The sequence below is a fragment of the Streptomyces sp. NPDC050418 genome, from assembly GCF_044458745.1.
Classification (GTDB): domain Bacteria; phylum Actinomycetota; class Actinomycetes; order Streptomycetales; family Streptomycetaceae; genus Streptomyces.
The window spans coordinates 142,675-157,898 of record NZ_JBITIG010000005.1 but is presented as its reverse complement, the minus strand read 5'-3'; the positions used below and the strand labels follow the sequence as shown (position 1 = coordinate 157,898).

Annotated in this window: 16 protein-coding genes; 9 read left to right on the top strand and 7 right to left on the bottom strand. The window is 70.5% G+C overall.

All coding sequences use genetic code 11. From position 1 onward, the window contains the following. The first annotated feature begins 82 nt into the window (after window positions 1-82). From ACIBI4_RS13490 to galK, 4 genes are all read left to right on the top strand, one after another. Window positions 83-778: a LuxR C-terminal-related transcriptional regulator gene (locus ACIBI4_RS13490; RefSeq protein ID WP_399203935.1), complete on the top strand. Its 696-nt coding sequence runs from the start codon at window positions 83-85 to the stop codon at window positions 776-778. A 106-nt stretch (window positions 779-884) separates the two neighbouring features. After that, entirely contained in the window at window positions 885-1,946 is a 1,062-nt protein-coding gene (gene galT / locus ACIBI4_RS13485) for a galactose-1-phosphate uridylyltransferase (RefSeq protein WP_399203934.1), read from the top strand. Continuing rightward, window positions 1,943-2,902 carry a UDP-glucose 4-epimerase GalE gene (gene galE / locus ACIBI4_RS13480; RefSeq protein WP_399203933.1) on the top strand — a complete coding sequence of 320 codons (960 nt, stop codon included), beginning with the start codon at window positions 1,943-1,945 and terminating at the stop codon, window positions 2,900-2,902. The genes galT and galE overlap by 4 nt, the downstream gene beginning before the upstream one ends. A gap of 28 nt (window positions 2,903-2,930) precedes the next feature. Further along, complete coding sequence (gene galK / locus ACIBI4_RS13475; protein ID WP_399203931.1) at window positions 2,931-4,064, top strand: galactokinase; 1,134 nt, start codon at window positions 2,931-2,933, stop codon at window positions 4,062-4,064. Window positions 4,065-4,085: 21 nt separating this feature from the next. Here galK and ACIBI4_RS13470 read toward each other — a convergent pair whose 3' ends face one another. Next, window positions 4,086-4,514, bottom strand: coding sequence for a GNAT family N-acetyltransferase (locus ACIBI4_RS13470; RefSeq protein WP_399203930.1), 429 nt, complete (start codon window positions 4,512-4,514; stop codon window positions 4,086-4,088). Between the two features lie 306 nt (window positions 4,515-4,820). On the opposite strand from ACIBI4_RS13470, the gene ACIBI4_RS13465 reads away from it, so the two are divergent. Next, entirely contained in the window at window positions 4,821-5,600 is a 780-nt protein-coding gene (locus ACIBI4_RS13465; RefSeq protein ID WP_399203929.1) for a LuxR C-terminal-related transcriptional regulator, read from the top strand. Here the strand turns inward: ACIBI4_RS13465 and ACIBI4_RS13460 are convergent. Next, the gene (locus ACIBI4_RS13460; protein ID WP_399203928.1) at window positions 5,559-6,056 is read right to left on the bottom strand and encodes a MarR family winged helix-turn-helix transcriptional regulator; all 498 of its coding nucleotides are present in this window, start codon (window positions 6,054-6,056) and stop codon (window positions 5,559-5,561) included. The two genes, ACIBI4_RS13465 and ACIBI4_RS13460, sit on opposite strands and share 42 nt — an antisense overlap. 128 nt (window positions 6,057-6,184) lie before the next feature. Between ACIBI4_RS13460 and ACIBI4_RS13455 the strand changes: the two genes are divergently transcribed. Together ACIBI4_RS13455 and ACIBI4_RS13450 are read left to right on the top strand one after the other, a co-directional pair. Continuing rightward, window positions 6,185-7,018: a trans-aconitate 2-methyltransferase gene (locus ACIBI4_RS13455; protein ID WP_399203927.1), complete on the top strand. Its 834-nt coding sequence runs from the start codon at window positions 6,185-6,187 to the stop codon at window positions 7,016-7,018. A 16-nt stretch (window positions 7,019-7,034) separates the two neighbouring features. Beyond that, window positions 7,035-7,397: a VOC family protein gene (locus ACIBI4_RS13450; protein ID WP_399203926.1), complete on the top strand. Its 363-nt coding sequence runs from the start codon at window positions 7,035-7,037 to the stop codon at window positions 7,395-7,397. 44 nt (window positions 7,398-7,441) lie between these two features. Here ACIBI4_RS13450 and ACIBI4_RS13445 read toward each other — a convergent pair whose 3' ends face one another. Next, window positions 7,442-8,125, bottom strand: a complete 684-nt coding sequence (locus ACIBI4_RS13445; protein WP_399204303.1) for a TetR/AcrR family transcriptional regulator — start codon at window positions 8,123-8,125, stop codon at window positions 7,442-7,444. Further along, window positions 8,125-9,111 (bottom strand): acyl-CoA desaturase, encoded by a 987-nt coding sequence (locus ACIBI4_RS13440; RefSeq protein ID WP_399203924.1) that lies wholly within the window; start codon window positions 9,109-9,111, stop codon window positions 8,125-8,127. The genes ACIBI4_RS13445 and ACIBI4_RS13440 overlap by 1 nt, the downstream gene beginning before the upstream one ends. 270 nt (window positions 9,112-9,381) lie before the next feature. On the opposite strand from ACIBI4_RS13440, the gene ppc reads away from it, so the two are divergent. Both ppc and ACIBI4_RS13430 read left to right on the top strand, forming a co-directional pair. After that, a complete protein-coding gene (gene ppc, locus ACIBI4_RS13435; protein ID WP_399204302.1) occupies window positions 9,382-12,108 on the top strand; it encodes a phosphoenolpyruvate carboxylase in 2,727 nt (908 codons plus the stop codon). A 132-nt stretch (window positions 12,109-12,240) separates the two neighbouring features. Next, entirely contained in the window at window positions 12,241-12,723 is a 483-nt protein-coding gene (locus tag ACIBI4_RS13430) for a hypothetical protein (RefSeq protein WP_399203923.1), read from the top strand. 17 nt (window positions 12,724-12,740) lie between these two features. On the opposite strand, the gene pth is transcribed toward ACIBI4_RS13430, so the two are convergent. The 3 genes from pth to ACIBI4_RS13415 form a co-directional block, all read right to left on the bottom strand. After that, window positions 12,741-13,337 (bottom strand): aminoacyl-tRNA hydrolase, encoded by a 597-nt coding sequence (gene pth, locus ACIBI4_RS13425; RefSeq protein ID WP_399203922.1) that lies wholly within the window; start codon window positions 13,335-13,337, stop codon window positions 12,741-12,743. A gap of 100 nt (window positions 13,338-13,437) precedes the next feature. Continuing rightward, entirely contained in the window at window positions 13,438-14,025 is a 588-nt protein-coding gene (locus ACIBI4_RS13420; protein WP_399203921.1) for a 50S ribosomal protein L25/general stress protein Ctc, read from the bottom strand. A gap of 206 nt (window positions 14,026-14,231) precedes the next feature. Further along, entirely contained in the window at window positions 14,232-15,206 is a 975-nt protein-coding gene (locus ACIBI4_RS13415; RefSeq protein ID WP_399203920.1) for a ribose-phosphate diphosphokinase, read from the bottom strand. Window positions 15,207-15,224 lie beyond the last annotated feature (18 nt).

Sequence of the window (15,224 nt, the reverse complement as noted above, 5' to 3'; positions counted from 1 at the left end):
GTCGAACAACCGTGTAGCTTCCGGGAGATGAGGGGCTGGGGGGCTCCGATACAGGTGTGCATGGGGGAATGGGGGAGGCACGATGGGTGTGCGGCTGATGGTGGTCGATGACCATCGCTTGCTGGCCGAGGCGCTCGCCTCGGCGCTGAAACTGCGCGGGCACCGGGTGCTCGCCGCCGCCGCACCCGCCGCGGGCGCGGCGGAACTTGTGGTGCAGCGGGCGCCCGAGGTCTGTCTGATCGGTACGTCGACCCCGGCCGAGCCCGGGATCTTCGACCCCATCGTCAAGATCAAGCGCGAGCGTCCGCAGGTGGCCGTCGTGGTCCTCGGGCCCGTGCCCTCACCGCGCGGCATAGCGGCCGCGTTCGCCGCCGGCGCCTCGGGTTACGTACGCCATGACGAGCGGATCGAAGGCGTCGAGCGGGCCATCATGAAGGCCCGCTCGGGCGAGGCGGCCGTCGCGCCCCAGCTGCTCCAGGGCGCGTTCTCCGAACTGCTCAACCCGGCCGCGCAGCCCGACGACGAGGGCCAGCGCCTGCTGCAGATGCTCACACCGCGCGAGGTGGAGGTCCTGGTCCGGGTCGCCGACGGCGAGGACACCCGGCTGATCGCGGCCGGGATGGGCATCGCCCCGAGTACGGCCCGTACGCACGTGCAGCGTGTGCTGATGAAGCTGGGTGTGGGTTCGCGTCTGGAGGCGGCGGCCCTCGCGGCCCGTACCGGGCTGCTCGACCGCGCGGCACCGGTCGTCGCGGCACCGGCGGGGCCGGAATCCTGATGTGAGGTCCTGTTGGGCCCTTCCTGGCTGACCCTTGACCTGCTCTGTTGAGTTATGGTTTCTTGCGTTGGATTCTGTTGGGTGGGTGGGACAGGGAGCAGCCCCAGTGAAGAAGACCTCGACGCGGCTCGCCGATGGTCGTGAGCTCATCCACTACGACCTGCGGGACGACGTCGTGCGCGATGCCGTCGACCGGCGGCCGCTCGATCCGGTCGCGACCACCTCGCAGATCCGTGCGGACCGGCTCCTCGGTGACTTCGTCGCCATCGCCTCGCACCGCAATGCGCGCACCTACCACCCGCCCGCCGACGAGTGCCCGCTCTGCCCCTCGCGCGGCGAGCGCCGCAGCGAGATCCCCGACGCCTCGTACGACGTGGTGGTCTTCGAGAACCGCTTCCCCTCGCTCGCCGGTGACTCCGGGCGCTGCGAGGTCGTCTGCTTCACCTCCGACCACGACGCGTCCTTCGCCGACCTCCCGCCCGGGCAGGCGCGGCTCGTGCTCGACGCGTGGACCGACCGGACGGCCGAGCTCTCGCATCTGCCGTCCGTCGCGCAGGTCTTCTGCTTCGAGAACCGCGGCGCCGAGATCGGCGTCACCCTCGGCCACCCGCACGGCCAGATCTACGGATACCCGGACATCACGCCGCGCACCGCGCTGATGCTGCGCTCGCTCGGCGCGCACAAGGCCGCGACGGACGGCGCGAACCTCTTCGACGAACTGGTCGCCGACGAGATCGCGGACGGCCGGCGGATCGTCCTCGACGGCGAGCACTGGGTGGCCTTCGTGCCGTACGCCGCGCACTGGCCGTACGAGGTGCACCTGTACCCGAAGCGGCGCGTGCCGGACCTTCTCGCCCTGGACGAGGCGGCGCGCACAGAGTTCCCACAGATCTATCTGGAACTCTTGCGCAGGTTCGACCGGATCTTCGGCCCCGGGGAGCCGCCGACGCCGTACATCTCCGCCTGGCACCAGGCGCCCTTCACGGCGCTCGACGCGTACGGCGTGGAGCGGGCGGATTTCGCGCTGCACCTTGAGCTTTTCACCATTCGCCGCACTTCCGGCAAGCTGAAGTTCCTCGCGGGTTCCGAGTCCGGCATGAGCGTGTTCATCAACGACGTGCCGCCGGAGACCGCGGCCGAACGACTGCGAGAGGTAGCGAGTTCATGAGCGGCAAGTACCTGGTCACCGGCGGCGCGGGCTATGTCGGCAGCGTGGTCGCGCAACATCTCCTGGAGGCCGGACACCAGGTCGTCGTGCTCGACAACCTCTCCACGGGCTTCCGCGAAGGGGTGCCCGCGGGCGCCGAGTTCATCGAGGGCGACATCCGTGATGCCGCCAAGTGGCTGGATTCCTCGTACGACGGAGTGCTGCACTTCGCGGCCTTCTCGCAGGTCGGCGAGTCCGTGGTGAAGCCGGAGAAGTACTGGGACAACAACGTCGGCGGCACCATGGCGCTGATCGCCGCCATGCGCGCGGCCGAGGTGGGCAAGCTGGTCTTCTCGTCCACGGCCGCCACATACGGCGAGCCGCGCGAGGTCCCGATCGTGGAGAGCGCCCCGACCGCGCCGACCAACCCGTACGGCGCCTCGAAGCTGGCCGTCGACCACATGATCACCGGGGAGTGCGCGGCGCACGGGCTCGCCGCGGTCTCGCTGCGGTACTTCAACGTGGCCGGTGCGTACGGGAACTGCGGCGAGCGGCACGACCCCGAGTCGCACCTCATCCCGCTGGTGCTCCAGGTCGCGCAGGGCAGGCGCGAGGCGATCTCCGTCTTCGGCGAGGACTACCCGACGCCGGACGGCACCTGCGTCCGCGACTACATCCACGTCGCGGACCTCGCCGAGGCGCACCTGCTCGCGCTCGATGCGCCGCGCTCCGGCGAGCATCTGATCTGCAACCTCGGCAACGGCAACGGCTTCTCGGTCCGCGAGGTCATCGAGACCGTCCGCCAGGTCACCGGCCACCCGATCCCCGAGGTCGTGGCCCCGCGCCGCGGCGGCGACCCCGCCGTCCTCGTCGCGTCCGCCGGCACCGCACGCGAGCGGCTCGGCTGGAATCCGTCCCGCGCGGACCTCGCGGGGATCGTCGCGGACGCATGGGCGTTCGCGCAGTCGCGCTCGTAGTCGTCGTGGTTCCGGGAGGGGTGGAGTGGTGAGCGTTGCCGAGGAGTTCAGCCGGCTGTACGGGTACGAGCCCGAGGGTGTGTGGGAGGCGCCCGGGCGCGTCAACCTCATCGGTGAGCACACCGACTACAACGACGGCTTCGTGATGCCTTTCGCGCTGCCGCACACGGCGGTGGCGGCGTTCGGACGGCGTACGGACACGGCGGTACGGGCGCACTCGGCGGATCTGCCCGGCGAGGCGGTCGTGGTGAGCGACCCCGCGCCGGGGGCGTCCGCCGGGTGGGCGGACTACGTGGCGGGTGTGGTCTGGGCGCTGCGGGACGCCGGGCACGCGGTGGGCGGTGTGGACGTCCATCTGTCGTCCACGGTGCCGACCGGGGCGGGCCTCTCCTCCTCGGCGGCCCTGGAGGTCGTCGTCGCGCTCGCCCTCAACGACCTGTTCTCACTCGGCCTGGAACGTCAGCAGCTGGCGCGCCTGTGCCAGCGCGCCGAGAACGTCTACGTGGGCGCACCCACCGGGATCATGGACCAGACGGCCTCGGCCTGCTGCACCGCCGGACACGCGCTGTTCCTCGACACACGCGACCTGTCCCGGCGGCAGGTGCCGTTCGACCTCGCCTCCCTGGGCCTGCGGCTGCTTGTGGTGGACACACAGGTCGAGCACGCGCACAGCGAGGGCGAGTACGGCAAGCGGCGTGCCGGGTGCGAGGCGGGGGCGGCGGAGCTGGGCGTGACGGCCCTGCGGGACGTGCCGGTCGCCGAACTGCCCGCGGCGCTCGACCGGTTGTCCTCGGACGAGGTGCGCGCCCTGGTCCGCCACGTCGTGACCGAGAACGACCGCGTGGAGCGGGTGATCGCCCTCCTCGACGCCGGTGACGTCCGCGCGATCGGCCCGCTCCTCGTCGAGGGCCACGCCTCCCTGCGCGACGACTTCCGAGTCTCCTGCCGGGAGCTCGACCTGGTCGTGGAGACGGCGGTCGCGGCGGGCGCGCTGGGCGCCCGGATGACGGGCGGCGGCTTCGGCGGCTCGGCGATCGTGCTGGTCGAGGACACACTGGCGGACCAGGTGACGAAGGCGGTGACGGAGGCGTTCGCCGCCGCGGCCCTGACGGAACCACGGGTGTTCACGGCGGTGGCTTCGGCGGGGGCGCGGCGCATTTAGTCCGGCTCCGCCGCCGCACCCCTACCCCAGCCGCTTCGTCAGGAAGAAGTCCCGCACCCCCGGCGGATGGTCCTCCAGCACGCACTGCACCTCGTATCCCTGCTTCCCGTAGAAGCCGGGGGCCTGGAAGTCCCACGTCCACACCTTCGACCAGGCACAACCCCGCGCGCGGGCCAGCGACTCGGCCTCGGCCACGACGGCCGAGCCGAGGCCCGTGCCGCGGTGGGGTGCGTCGACCCAGAGGAGGTCGAGCTCGAGCCAGCCGTTCGCCGTGTGGGCGACCACTCCGCCCGCGAGATCACCCTCCGGCGTGAACGCGTAGACATGCAGCGGGACTTCGTCCAGAACACCCGTGTCCCGCAGGCCCCGCAGGGTGGGCGACGCCTCCGAATTCGTCGCGCGGAGCCCTGAACGCAGTTCCTCGCGCCGCTGATTGTCGACTTCTGTCACAAAGCGAAACATGCGGATCACGGTAACCAGGCAGGTCCCACCAGTTCTGCAATTACCCTTCCGCGACCGGCAGGCGTCCGTACTCTGATGCTCAGCACCGGTGGGGGCCGGTGCCGATCAGGGGGCGAGACAGTCGGGTACGGCGCTCGGAGCGGGGTAGCAGTCACCACACGGCGGCGGCCGTGGGACCTCGGTGCTGCGTGCTCCGGACGCCGTACCTGCGCCGAACGCCCCTGAGGGGGTCCGGGGACTCGCGGTGACAGCCGCCTCGCCATCTCCCCGGAAGATGGAGCCTGGGGGTTTCACGTGGTTCGAATCCGGGTCCTGGTGGTCGACGACCATCGCATCTTCGCCGAATCGCTCGCCGCGGCCCTCGCCGCCGAGCCCGATGTGGAGGTCGCCGCGGCCGGCAGCGGCCCTGCGGCGCTGCGCAGCCTGGAGCGTGCGGCGACCGAGGGGCGCCGGTTCGACGTGCTGCTCGTGGACGCCGATCTGGGCAGCACCGTGCCGGGCGCACGGCTGCCCGTGCAGGACGGCGCGGAGCCGGGACCGCCCGGCCCCGACGGGTTCGTGGACGGTATCTCCCTGGTCGCAGGCGTGCGCACGGGCCAGCCCTCCGTACGGACCGTGGTGCTCGCCGAGAAGGACGACCCGCGGCGCGCGGCGCTCGCTCTGCAGGCCGGTGCGTCCGGCTGGGTCGCGAAGGACTGCTCGCTGTCGCGGCTGCTCACCGTCATACGGGGCGTCCTGCGGGACGAGACCCATCTGCCGCCCGCGCTGCTCACCGGCGTCCTGCGGGAGCTGACCGCGGCGCGCAAGCACCGCACCGAGAGCGAGCGGCTCGTCGAATCGCTGACGCCGCGTGAGCGCGAGGTGCTGCGGTGCATGGTCGCCGGGCTGGGGCGCAAAGCCGTCGCCGAGCGCCTCTTCCTTTCACCGCACACCGTTCGGACCCATATGCAGAACGTGCTGGGGAAGCTGGGCGTCCACTCCACCCTCGCGGCTGTCGCGCTCGCGCGCCGGGCCGGGGTCGGGCCCGTCGACCTAGCCGGGGATGTTGTCGAACGGGGCGGTCAACTGGCGTAGCAGCCCCGCCAGTTCGCCGCGCTGCGCACGGGACAGCTCCGCGAGGATCGCCCGCTCCTGGTCGAGCAGACCCGCGAGCGCCTGGTCCGCGCGGTCGCGCCCCTCGGGCGTCAGGCGGACGAGGACACCACGCCGGTCGCTGGGGTCGGGCAGCCGCTCGACCAGGCCCTTCTTGGTGAGCCGGTCGATCCGGTTGGTCATCGTGCCGGACGTGACGAGGGTCTGCTGGAGCAGCTGGCCGGGGGAGAGCTGATACGGGGCGCCCGCGCGGCGCAGCGACGTCAGGACGTCGAACTCCCATGGCTCGAGCTGGTGCTCGGAGAACGCGATGCGGCGCGCGCGGTCGAGATGGCGCGCGAGCCTGCTCACCCGGCTCAGTACCTCAAGCGGTTCCACGTCGAGGTCAGGGCGCTCTCGGCGCCACGCCGCGACAAGCCTGTCGACCTCGTCCTCCATGGCGATCAGTGTAAGGGGTCCCTCGACATGAAGTCTCTTGACGTCAAGAGATATTTCGGGTTCGCTTGGGGCATGGTCGCGAAGCAGGCGACCCATTCGTCCTCTCGTACCAGGCAGGGAGCTCGAACATGCACACCGCACCATCCGCACCAACCTGGGATCCCCAGCAGTATCTGCGCCACCAGGGACACAGGACCCGCCCCTTCCTCGATCTGCTCAACCGGATCCCCGTACTCCCGGAATCCGGCGGCATACCGATACGCATCGCCGACCTGGGCTGCGGCCCGGGCAACGTCACCGCGCTGCTCGCCGACCGCTGGCCCACCGCCCGTATCACCGGCTTCGACAACTCACCGGAGATGCTGCGGAAGGCCGAGAAGTACGCGGGCACCACGCCCGGCGGCGGCACGCTGGACTTCAGGCCCGGCGACGCCGCGCACTGGACGCCCGACGGCGTCTACGACCTCATCGTGTCCAACGCGGCACTGCAGTGGGTGCCCAACCACCCCGAATCGTTCCCGCTGTGGATCGACCATCTGCGGCCCGGCGGCACCTTCGCCTTCCAGGTCCCCGGCAACTTCACCTCGCCCAGCCACGCCCTGCTCGGCGAGCTGTGCGACGCGCCCCAGTGGCGGGAGCGGCTCGGGGAGCACGGGCGGCGCTTCGTGCACGTCCTTGATCCGGCCGAGTATCTGACCCGGCTCAACGACCTCGGCTGCGAGACCGACGTCTGGGAGACCACGTACTCCCAGCTGCTCGCCGGGGACGACCCGGTGCTCGACTGGGTCAAGGGGACGGCGCTGCGGCCCGTGCTCACGGCGCTCGTGGACGATCCCGAGGCGACGCGCGAATTCCTCGCGGAGTACCGGGACCTGCTGCGCAAGGCCTATCCGCCGGGCCCGCACGGGACGGTGTTCCCGTTCCGGCGGATCTTCGCGGTGGCCCGTAAGCCCGAGGCATAGAAAGGAAGTCGACGAGGTGCTGATCTCCGTCGATCACGTCCAGCTGGCCGCCCCTCCTGGGAGCGAGGAGGTGCTGCGCGGTTTCTACGAGGGGGTCCTCGGCATGCGGGAGATCCCCAAGCCGCCGGTGCTTGCCGCGCGGGGCGGCTGCTGGTTCGAGGCCGGCGGGGTGCAGCTCCATCTCGGGATCGAGTCTGATTTCCGTCCGGCGAAGAAGGCCCATCCGGGGCTGAGGGTCCGTGACATCAAGGCGTACGCGGACCGTCTCACCGCCCGAGGGGCCGAGGTCACCTGGGACGACAACCTCCCGGGCCATCTGCGGTTCTACGCGGAGGACCCGGTCGGGAACAGGCTGGAGTTCCTGGAGCCCCAGGGCTGACGAAACAGTGAGGGCCGGGGTTCACACCCCGGCCCTCACGGCAGTCAGCTCTTGCGATGCCCTATCAACCGCGGCTTCGCCTCCAGGTTGCCCAGGCCATGCCAGGCCAGGTTGACCAGGTGGGCGGCGACCTCGGCCTTCTTCGGCTTGCGGGTGTTGACCCACCACTGGCCGGTCAGCGCGACGCTTCCGACGAGCGCCTGCGCGTACAGCGGCGCGAGCTTCGGGTCGAAGCCGCGCGCCTTGAACTCCAGACCGAGGATGTCCTCGACCTGGGTGGCGATGTCGGAGATGAGCGAGGCGAACGTGCCCGTCGACTGCGCGACGGGCGAGTCCCGCACCAGGATCCGGAAACCGTCCGTGTACTCCTCGATGTAGTCGAGGAGCGCGAACGCGGCCTGCTCGCACAGCTCACGCGGGTGCCCGGCCGTCAGCGAGCTCGTCACCATGTCGAGCAGCCGCTGCATCTCGCGGTCCACCACGACCGCGTACAGCCCTTCCTTGCCGCCGAAGTGCTCGTAGACGACAGGCTTGGAGACACCGGCCTTCGCGGCGATCTCCTCGACGGACGTCCCCTCGAAGCCCTTCTCGGCGAACAGGGTCCGCCCGATGTCCAGGAGCTGCTGCCGGCGCTCCGCCCCGGTCATCCGCGTCCTGCGCGTCCGCCGGGGCTTCTCGCCGCCGCCGCCGCTTCCTGGAGTGCTCGATTCGTCGCCCACGGCACCCATCATGCCGCGTCGGCGGGCACCGGCTTGCGCCGGGACGCGATGCGCTGCTCCGAGGGCCACCGCACGTCGTACGCCCAGCCCAGCTGCTCGCACCAGCGGATGATCCGCGCGGACGAGTCCAGCTGACCGCGCATCACGCCGTGCCGGGCCGAGGTCGGGTCGGCGTGGTGCAGGTTGTGCCAGGACTCGCCGCAGGACAGGACGGCCAGCCACCACACGTTGCCCGAGCGGTCGCGGGACTTGAAGGGGCGCTTGCCGACCGCGTGGCAGATGGAGTTGATGGACCAGGTGACGTGGTGCAGGAGCGCGACGCGGACCAGCGAGCCCCAGAAGAAGGCCGTGAAGGCGCCCCACCAGGACATCGTGACAAGACCGCCGACGATCGGCGGGATCGCGAGCGAGAGCATCGTCCAGTAGATGAAGCCGCGGGAGATCGCACGGATCGCCGGGTCCTTGATCAGGTCGGGCGCGTACTTCTCCTGCGGGGTCTGCTCCTCGTCGAAGAGCCAGCCGATGTGCGCCCACCACAGGCCCTTCATCAGCGCCGGCATCGTCTCGCCGAAACGCCACGGCGAGTGCGGGTCGCCCTCGGCGTCGGAGAACTTGTGGTGCTTGCGGTGGTCGGCGACCCAGCGCACCAGGGGACCCTCGACCGCCATCGAGCCGGCGATGGCGAGCGCGATCCGCAGCGGACGCCTGGCCTTGAACGAGCCGTGCGTGAAGTAGCGGTGGAAGCCGATCGTGACCCCGTGGCAGCCCAGGTAGTACATGAACACCATGAGGCCGAGGTCCAGCCAGCTCACCCCGCCCCACGCGAACGCGAGCGGAACGGCGGCGATCAGTGCGAGAAACGGAACCGTGATGAAGAGCAGCAGCGTGATCTGTTCGAGCGAGCGCTTCTGTTCACCGCCGAGCGTGGCCGACGGCAGCGGGGCACCGCCCGCGTCTTTCGGGGCTTCGTCGAGCAGGTCCGGGCTCGTGGTCATGGGCGTTTTCCCTGGGGAGTCGGGGACTTCTGGCAGGTGATCGCCGGTATGTCCCGGGCGTACGGGCCCGTAACTTACGGCGTCGTAAGTATGGCAGCGACGCCTCCGGCGACAAGAGAACTGCGGGTGACGAGCAATCTCGCATGGCGGCGGCTCGGATGGGCACCCATGACGGACGCCTATCCTGGTGGCGTCGGACAGCGTGGTCCGCAATGAGTCTTCCCCTCACTGCAAGGAGCCGCACCTGTGAGCAGTGCCGACCACCAGACCATGAGCAGCGCCGACGACCGGACGGCGAGCGCGGAACTGCGCGCCGACATCCGCCGCCTCGGAGACCTGCTCGGCGAGACCCTGGTACGTCAGGAGGGCACCGCACTCCTGGAGCTCGTCGAAGAAGTCCGCGCCCTCACCCGCAGTGACGGCGAGGCGGCCGCACGGCTGCTCGGCGAGACCGAGCTGGAGACGGCCGCCAAGCTGGTGCGCGCCTTCTCCACGTACTTCCATCTCGCGAACGTCACCGAGCAGGTGCACCGCGGCCGCGAGCTGCGCGCCCGCCGTGACGCCGAGGGCTCGACGCTCGCCCGCACCGCCGACCTGCTCAAGGACGCCGACGCCGAGCATCTGCGGCAGACCGTCGAGCACCTCAACGTGCGCCCCGTCTTCACCGCGCACCCCACCGAGGCCGCCCGCCGCTCCGTCCTCACCAAGCTGCGCCGGATCGCCGAGCTGCTCGACTCCTCGGTCTCCGCGGCCGACCGCCGCCGCCTCGACCTGCGCCTTGCCGAGAACATCGACCTGGTGTGGCAGACCGACGAGCTCCGGGTCGTCCGCCCCGAGCCCGCGGACGAGGCGCGCAACGCGATCTACTACCTCGACGAACTGCACGCGGGCGCCGTCGGCGACGTCCTTGAGGACCTCACCGCCGAGCTGGAGCGCATCGGCGTCGACCTCCCGGCCGGTACCCGCCCGCTCACCTTCGGCACCTGGATCGGCGGCGACCGCGACGGCAACCCCAACGTGACCCCGCAGGTCACCTGGGACGTGCTGATCCTGCAGCACGAGCACGGCATCACCGACGCCCTCGAACTCGTCGACCACCTGCGCAGCCTGCTCTCCAACTCCATCCGCTACACCGGCGCCACCGAGGAGCTGCTCACCTCGCTGCAGGCCGACCTGGAGCGGCTGCCGGAGATCAGCCCGCGCTACAAGCGGCTCAACGCCGAGGAGCCGTACCGCCTCAAGGCCACCTGCGTCCGGCAGAAGCTCGTCAACACCCGCGAGCGCCTGGCCAAGGGCACCGCGCACGAGCCCGGCCGCGACTACCTCGGCACCGCCGAGCTGGTGCACGACCTCACCCTGATCCAGACCTCACTGCGCGAGCACCGCGGCGGCCTCTTCGCCGACGGCCGCATGGACCGTACGATCCGCACCCTCGCGGCCTTCGGCCTGCAGCTGGCGACCATGGACGTACGCGAGCACGCGGACGCCCACCACCACGCGCTCGGCCAGCTCTTCGACCGGCTCGGCGAGGAGTCCTGGCGGTACGCGGACATGCCGCGCGAGTACCGCCAGAAGCTGCTCGCCAAGGAGCTCCGCTCCCGCCGCCCGCTGGCGCCCAGCCCGGCGCCCCTTGACGCGGCCGGCGAGAAGACCCTCGGGGTGTTCTCCACCGTCCGCAAGGCCCTGGAGGTCTTCGGACCCGAGGTCATCGAGTCGTACATCATCTCGATGTGCCAGGGCGCCGACGACGTCTTCGCCGCCGCCGTCCTCGCCCGCGAGGCCGGCCTCATCGACCTGCACGCCGGCTGGGCGAAGATCGGCATCGTGCCGCTCCTGGAGACCACCGACGAGCTGCGCGCCGCCGACGTCATCCTCGACGAGATGCTCGCCGACCCCTCGTACCGCCGTCTCGTCTCCCTTCGCGGAGACGTGCAGGAGGTCATGCTCGGGTACTCGGACTCCTCGAAGTTCGGCGGCATCACGACCTCGCAGTGGGAGATCCACCGCGCGCAGCGCCGGCTGCGCGACGTCGCCCACCGCTACGGCGTACGCCTGCGCCTCTTCCACGGCCGCGGCGGCACCGTCGGCCGCGGTGGCGGCCCCTCGCACGACGCGATCCTCGCCCAGCCCTGGGGAACCCTGGAGGGCGAGATCAAGGTGACCGAGCAGGGCGAGGTCATCTCCGACAAGTACCTGGTGCCGTCGCTGGCCCGCGAGAACCTCGAACTGACCGTCGCCGCCACCCTGCAGGCGTCCGCCCTGCACACGGCGCCGCGCCAGTCCGACGAGGCGCTCGCGCGCTGGGACGCCGCGATGGACACGGTCTCCGAGGCCGCGCACGCCGCGTACCGCAAGCTCGTCGAGGACCCGGACCTGCCGACGTACTTCCTGGCCTCGACCCCCGTCGACCAGCTCGCCGACCTGCACCTGGGCTCGCGGCCCGCCCGCCGCCCCGGCTCCGGCGTCTCCCTCGACGGCCTGCGCGCCATCCCGTGGGTGTTCGGCTGGACCCAGTCGCGGCAGATCGTGCCCGGCTGGTTCGGCGTCGGCTCCGGACTCAAGGCGCTGCGCGAGGCGGGCCTCGACACCGTCCTGGAAGAGATGCACGAGCACTGGCACTTCTTCCGCAACTTCCTCTCCAACGTCGAGATGACCCTCGCCAAGACGGACCTGCGGATCGCCCAGCACTACGTGGACACCCTCGTCCCGGACGACCTCAAGCACGTCTTCGAGACCATCAAGGCCGAGCACGACCTGACGGTCCGCGAGGTCCTGCGCGTCACCGGCGGCTCCGAACTCCTCGACAGCCACCCGGTGCTCCAGCAGACCTTCGCGATCCGCGACGCCTACCTGGACCCGATCTCGTACCTCCAGGTCACCCTGCTCAAGCGGCAGCGCGACGCGGCGGCCGCGGGCCAGGAGCCGGACGCGCTGCTCGGCCGCGCGCTGCTCCTGACGGTGAACGGAGTGGCGGCGGGTCTGCGCAACACCGGCTGACACCGGCTGACACCTGCTGGTTTGTCCGGCTTGGGATGCCCCGTACCGCCTGTGGTGGTGCGGGGCATCCTTATGTCCGGCTTGCGGGCCGCGAGTTGACCGGGCGTGGGGGCATGGCCAAGGATCGCCGCCATGTCTGCCGCCGCCTCCGCCCGTACGCAAGCGGCCCTGGGCGCCGCGCGCACCGTCGCGACGGCCGCGCTGGCCGTGCTGCTGCTCGTCGTCGGCATCTGGACGTCCTGGTCCACGGCCCAGCACGTGCTGTTCACCAAGGGCCGCGAGCGCGGCCAGATCACCATCGCCCGCTGCGACGGCGACTTCTGCACCGGACGCTTCGAACCGCTCTCACCCGGCGCCAAGGCCCGCGCCACGGTGACCATCGAGGAATCCCTCGGCACCGAGAAGGGCGCGAAGCTCCCGGTCGTCGTGAAGCCCGGCTCCAGCCAGGTCGTGCGCGGCGGCGGCCCCGGCTTCTTCCACGCGTGGATCCCGCTCGGCGGCGCGCTCCTGATGGCCGCGGTCGTGGTCGGCGGCGGCCTGCGGATGACCCGTACGGCGTGGGGCGTCGCGAGCGCCGGGGTACTGCTCCTGTTCGGCGCGTTCGTGACGGCCTGAGAGCGGCCGCGCGCGGTCTACGAGTTGTACGAGGACTGCGCGCGCTCCAGACCCTCCGTCACCAGGGCCTCCACCGCGTCGGCGCCCCGGTCCACGAAGTAGTCGAGCTCCTTGCGCTCGCCGGCCGAGAAGTCCTTGAGGACGAAGTCCGCGACCTGCATCCGGCCCGGCGGACGCCCGATCCCGAACCGCACCCGGTGGTAGTCCGGGCCCATCGCCTTCGTCATCGACTTCAGCCCGTTGTGCCCGTTGTCCCCGCCGCCCAGCTTCAGCCGCAGCGTCCCGTAGTCGATGTCCAGCTCATCGTGGATCGCGACGATGTTCGCCGTCGGCACCTTGTAGAAGTCCCGCAGCGCCGTCACCGGCCCGCCGGAGAGATTCATGTACGACATCGGCTTCGCGAGCACCACCCGGCGGCTGCCCGGGCCCATCGGGCCGATCCGGCCTTCGAGGACCTGCGCCTGCGCCTTCCCGTGCCGCTTGAACGCACCGCCGGTCCGCTCCGCGAGCAGGTCGACCACCATGAAGCCCACGTTGTGCCGGTTGGCCGCATAGCCGGGACCCGGATTGCCCAGGCCCACGATCAGCCAGGGGGCGGTGGCGTCGGTCGTCATGCGTCTCGAACTCCTCGTACAGAAAAGGCGGCGGCCATACGAAAACGGGGTGGCGGACCGGAAAGGTCCACCACCCCGTCAGTCAAGCAGAGCGCAGGGCTCAGGCCTCGGCGGCCTCGTCGCCCTCGGCCTCGGCCGGGGCCTCCTCGGCCTGCGCGGCCAGGACCTGCAGCACGACGGCGTCGGCGTCGGTGGCCAGGGTCACGCCGGCGGGCAGCGTGATGTCCTTGGCGTGGATCGAGTCACCGGCGGTCAGACCCGCGACCGAGACCGTGACGGCCTCGGGGATGTGGGTGGCCTCGGCCTCGACGGACAGCGTGTTCAGGACGTGCTCGAGCAGGTTGCCGCCCGATGCGAGGTCGCCCTCGGCGTGCACGGGGATCTCGACGGTGACCTTCTCGCCGCGCTTCACGAGGAGCAGGTCGATGTGCTCCAGGCTGCCCTTCAGCGGGTCACGGGTGACCGACTTCGGGATGGCCAGCTCGGACTTGCCGTCGATGTCCAGGGAGAGCAGGACGTTCGGGGTACGGACGGCGAGCAGCAGCTCGTGGCCCGGAAGGGTCAGGTGGACCGGGTCGGTGCCGTGACCGTAGAGAACACCGGGAACCTTGCCCTCGCGGCGGATACGGCGGGCCGCACCCTTGCCGAACTCGGTACGGGTCTCGGTGGCGAGCTTGACCTCGGACATTGCGCACTCCTCGTAGAAAGAAAAAAGTTGTGGCGGTCACCCGGCCACAACGACGGCCTGCGAAGAGGCCTGCTACGAAGAGCGCGTCGATAACGGAGAGCCGGCACCCACCGCGTGAAGCGGAATGAGTACGGCCTCCCTCGCCGAGCAACTTCGACAGTCTACCCGGCGGGGAGGCCGCAACCCAAAACGATCTACCTGGAGGCTTACTGCTCCTCGAAGAGGCTGGTCACGGAGCCGTCCTCGAAGATCTCCTTGATCGCGTCGGCGATCGTCGGGGCGATCGACAGGACCGTGATCTTGTCGAGCTCCAGCTCGCTCGGCGTCGGCAGGGTGTTCGTGAAGACGAACTCGCTCACCTTGGAGTTCTTCAGACGGTCCGCGGCCGGACCCGACAGCACACCATGCGTGGCCGTCACGATGACGTCCTCGGCGCCGTGCGCGAACAGGGCGTCCGCGGCGGCGCAGATCGTGCCACCGGTGTCGATCATGTCGTCGACCAGGACGCAGACGCGGCCCTTCACGTCACCGACGACCTCGTGCACGGTGACCTGGTTGGCGACGTCCTTGTCACGGCGCTTGTGCACGATCGCCAGCGGCGCGCCGAGACGGTCGCACCAGCGGTCGGCGACGCGGACGCGGCCGGCGTCGGGGGAGACCACGGTGAGCTTCGAGCGGTCGACCTTGTGGCCCACGTAGTCCGCGAGCAGCGGCAGCGCGAAGAGGTGGTCGACGGGACCGTCGAAGAAGCCCACGATCTGGTCGGTGTGCAGATCGACCGAGACGATGCGGTCGGCGCCCGCCGTCTTCATCAGATCGGCGACAAGCTTGGCCGAAATCGGCTCACGGCCCTTGTGCTTCTTGTCCTGGCGCGCGTAGCCGTAGAACGGCACGACCACCGTGATGGAGCGGGCCGACGCGCGCTTCAGCGCGTCGATCATGATCAGCTGCTCCATGATCCACTTGTTGATCGGAGCCGTGTGGCTCTGGATCAGGAAGCAGTCCGCGCCACGCGCCGACTCCTCGTAGCGGACGTAGATCTCACCGTTCGCGAAGTCGAAGGCCTTGGTCGGGACCAGACCGACCCCCAGGTGGTGCGCGACCTCCTCCGCCAGCTCGGGGTGGGCGCGGCCGGAGAAGAGCATCATCTTCTTCTCGCCGGTCGTCTTGAACCCGGTCACAGCACAGTCTCCTCAGAG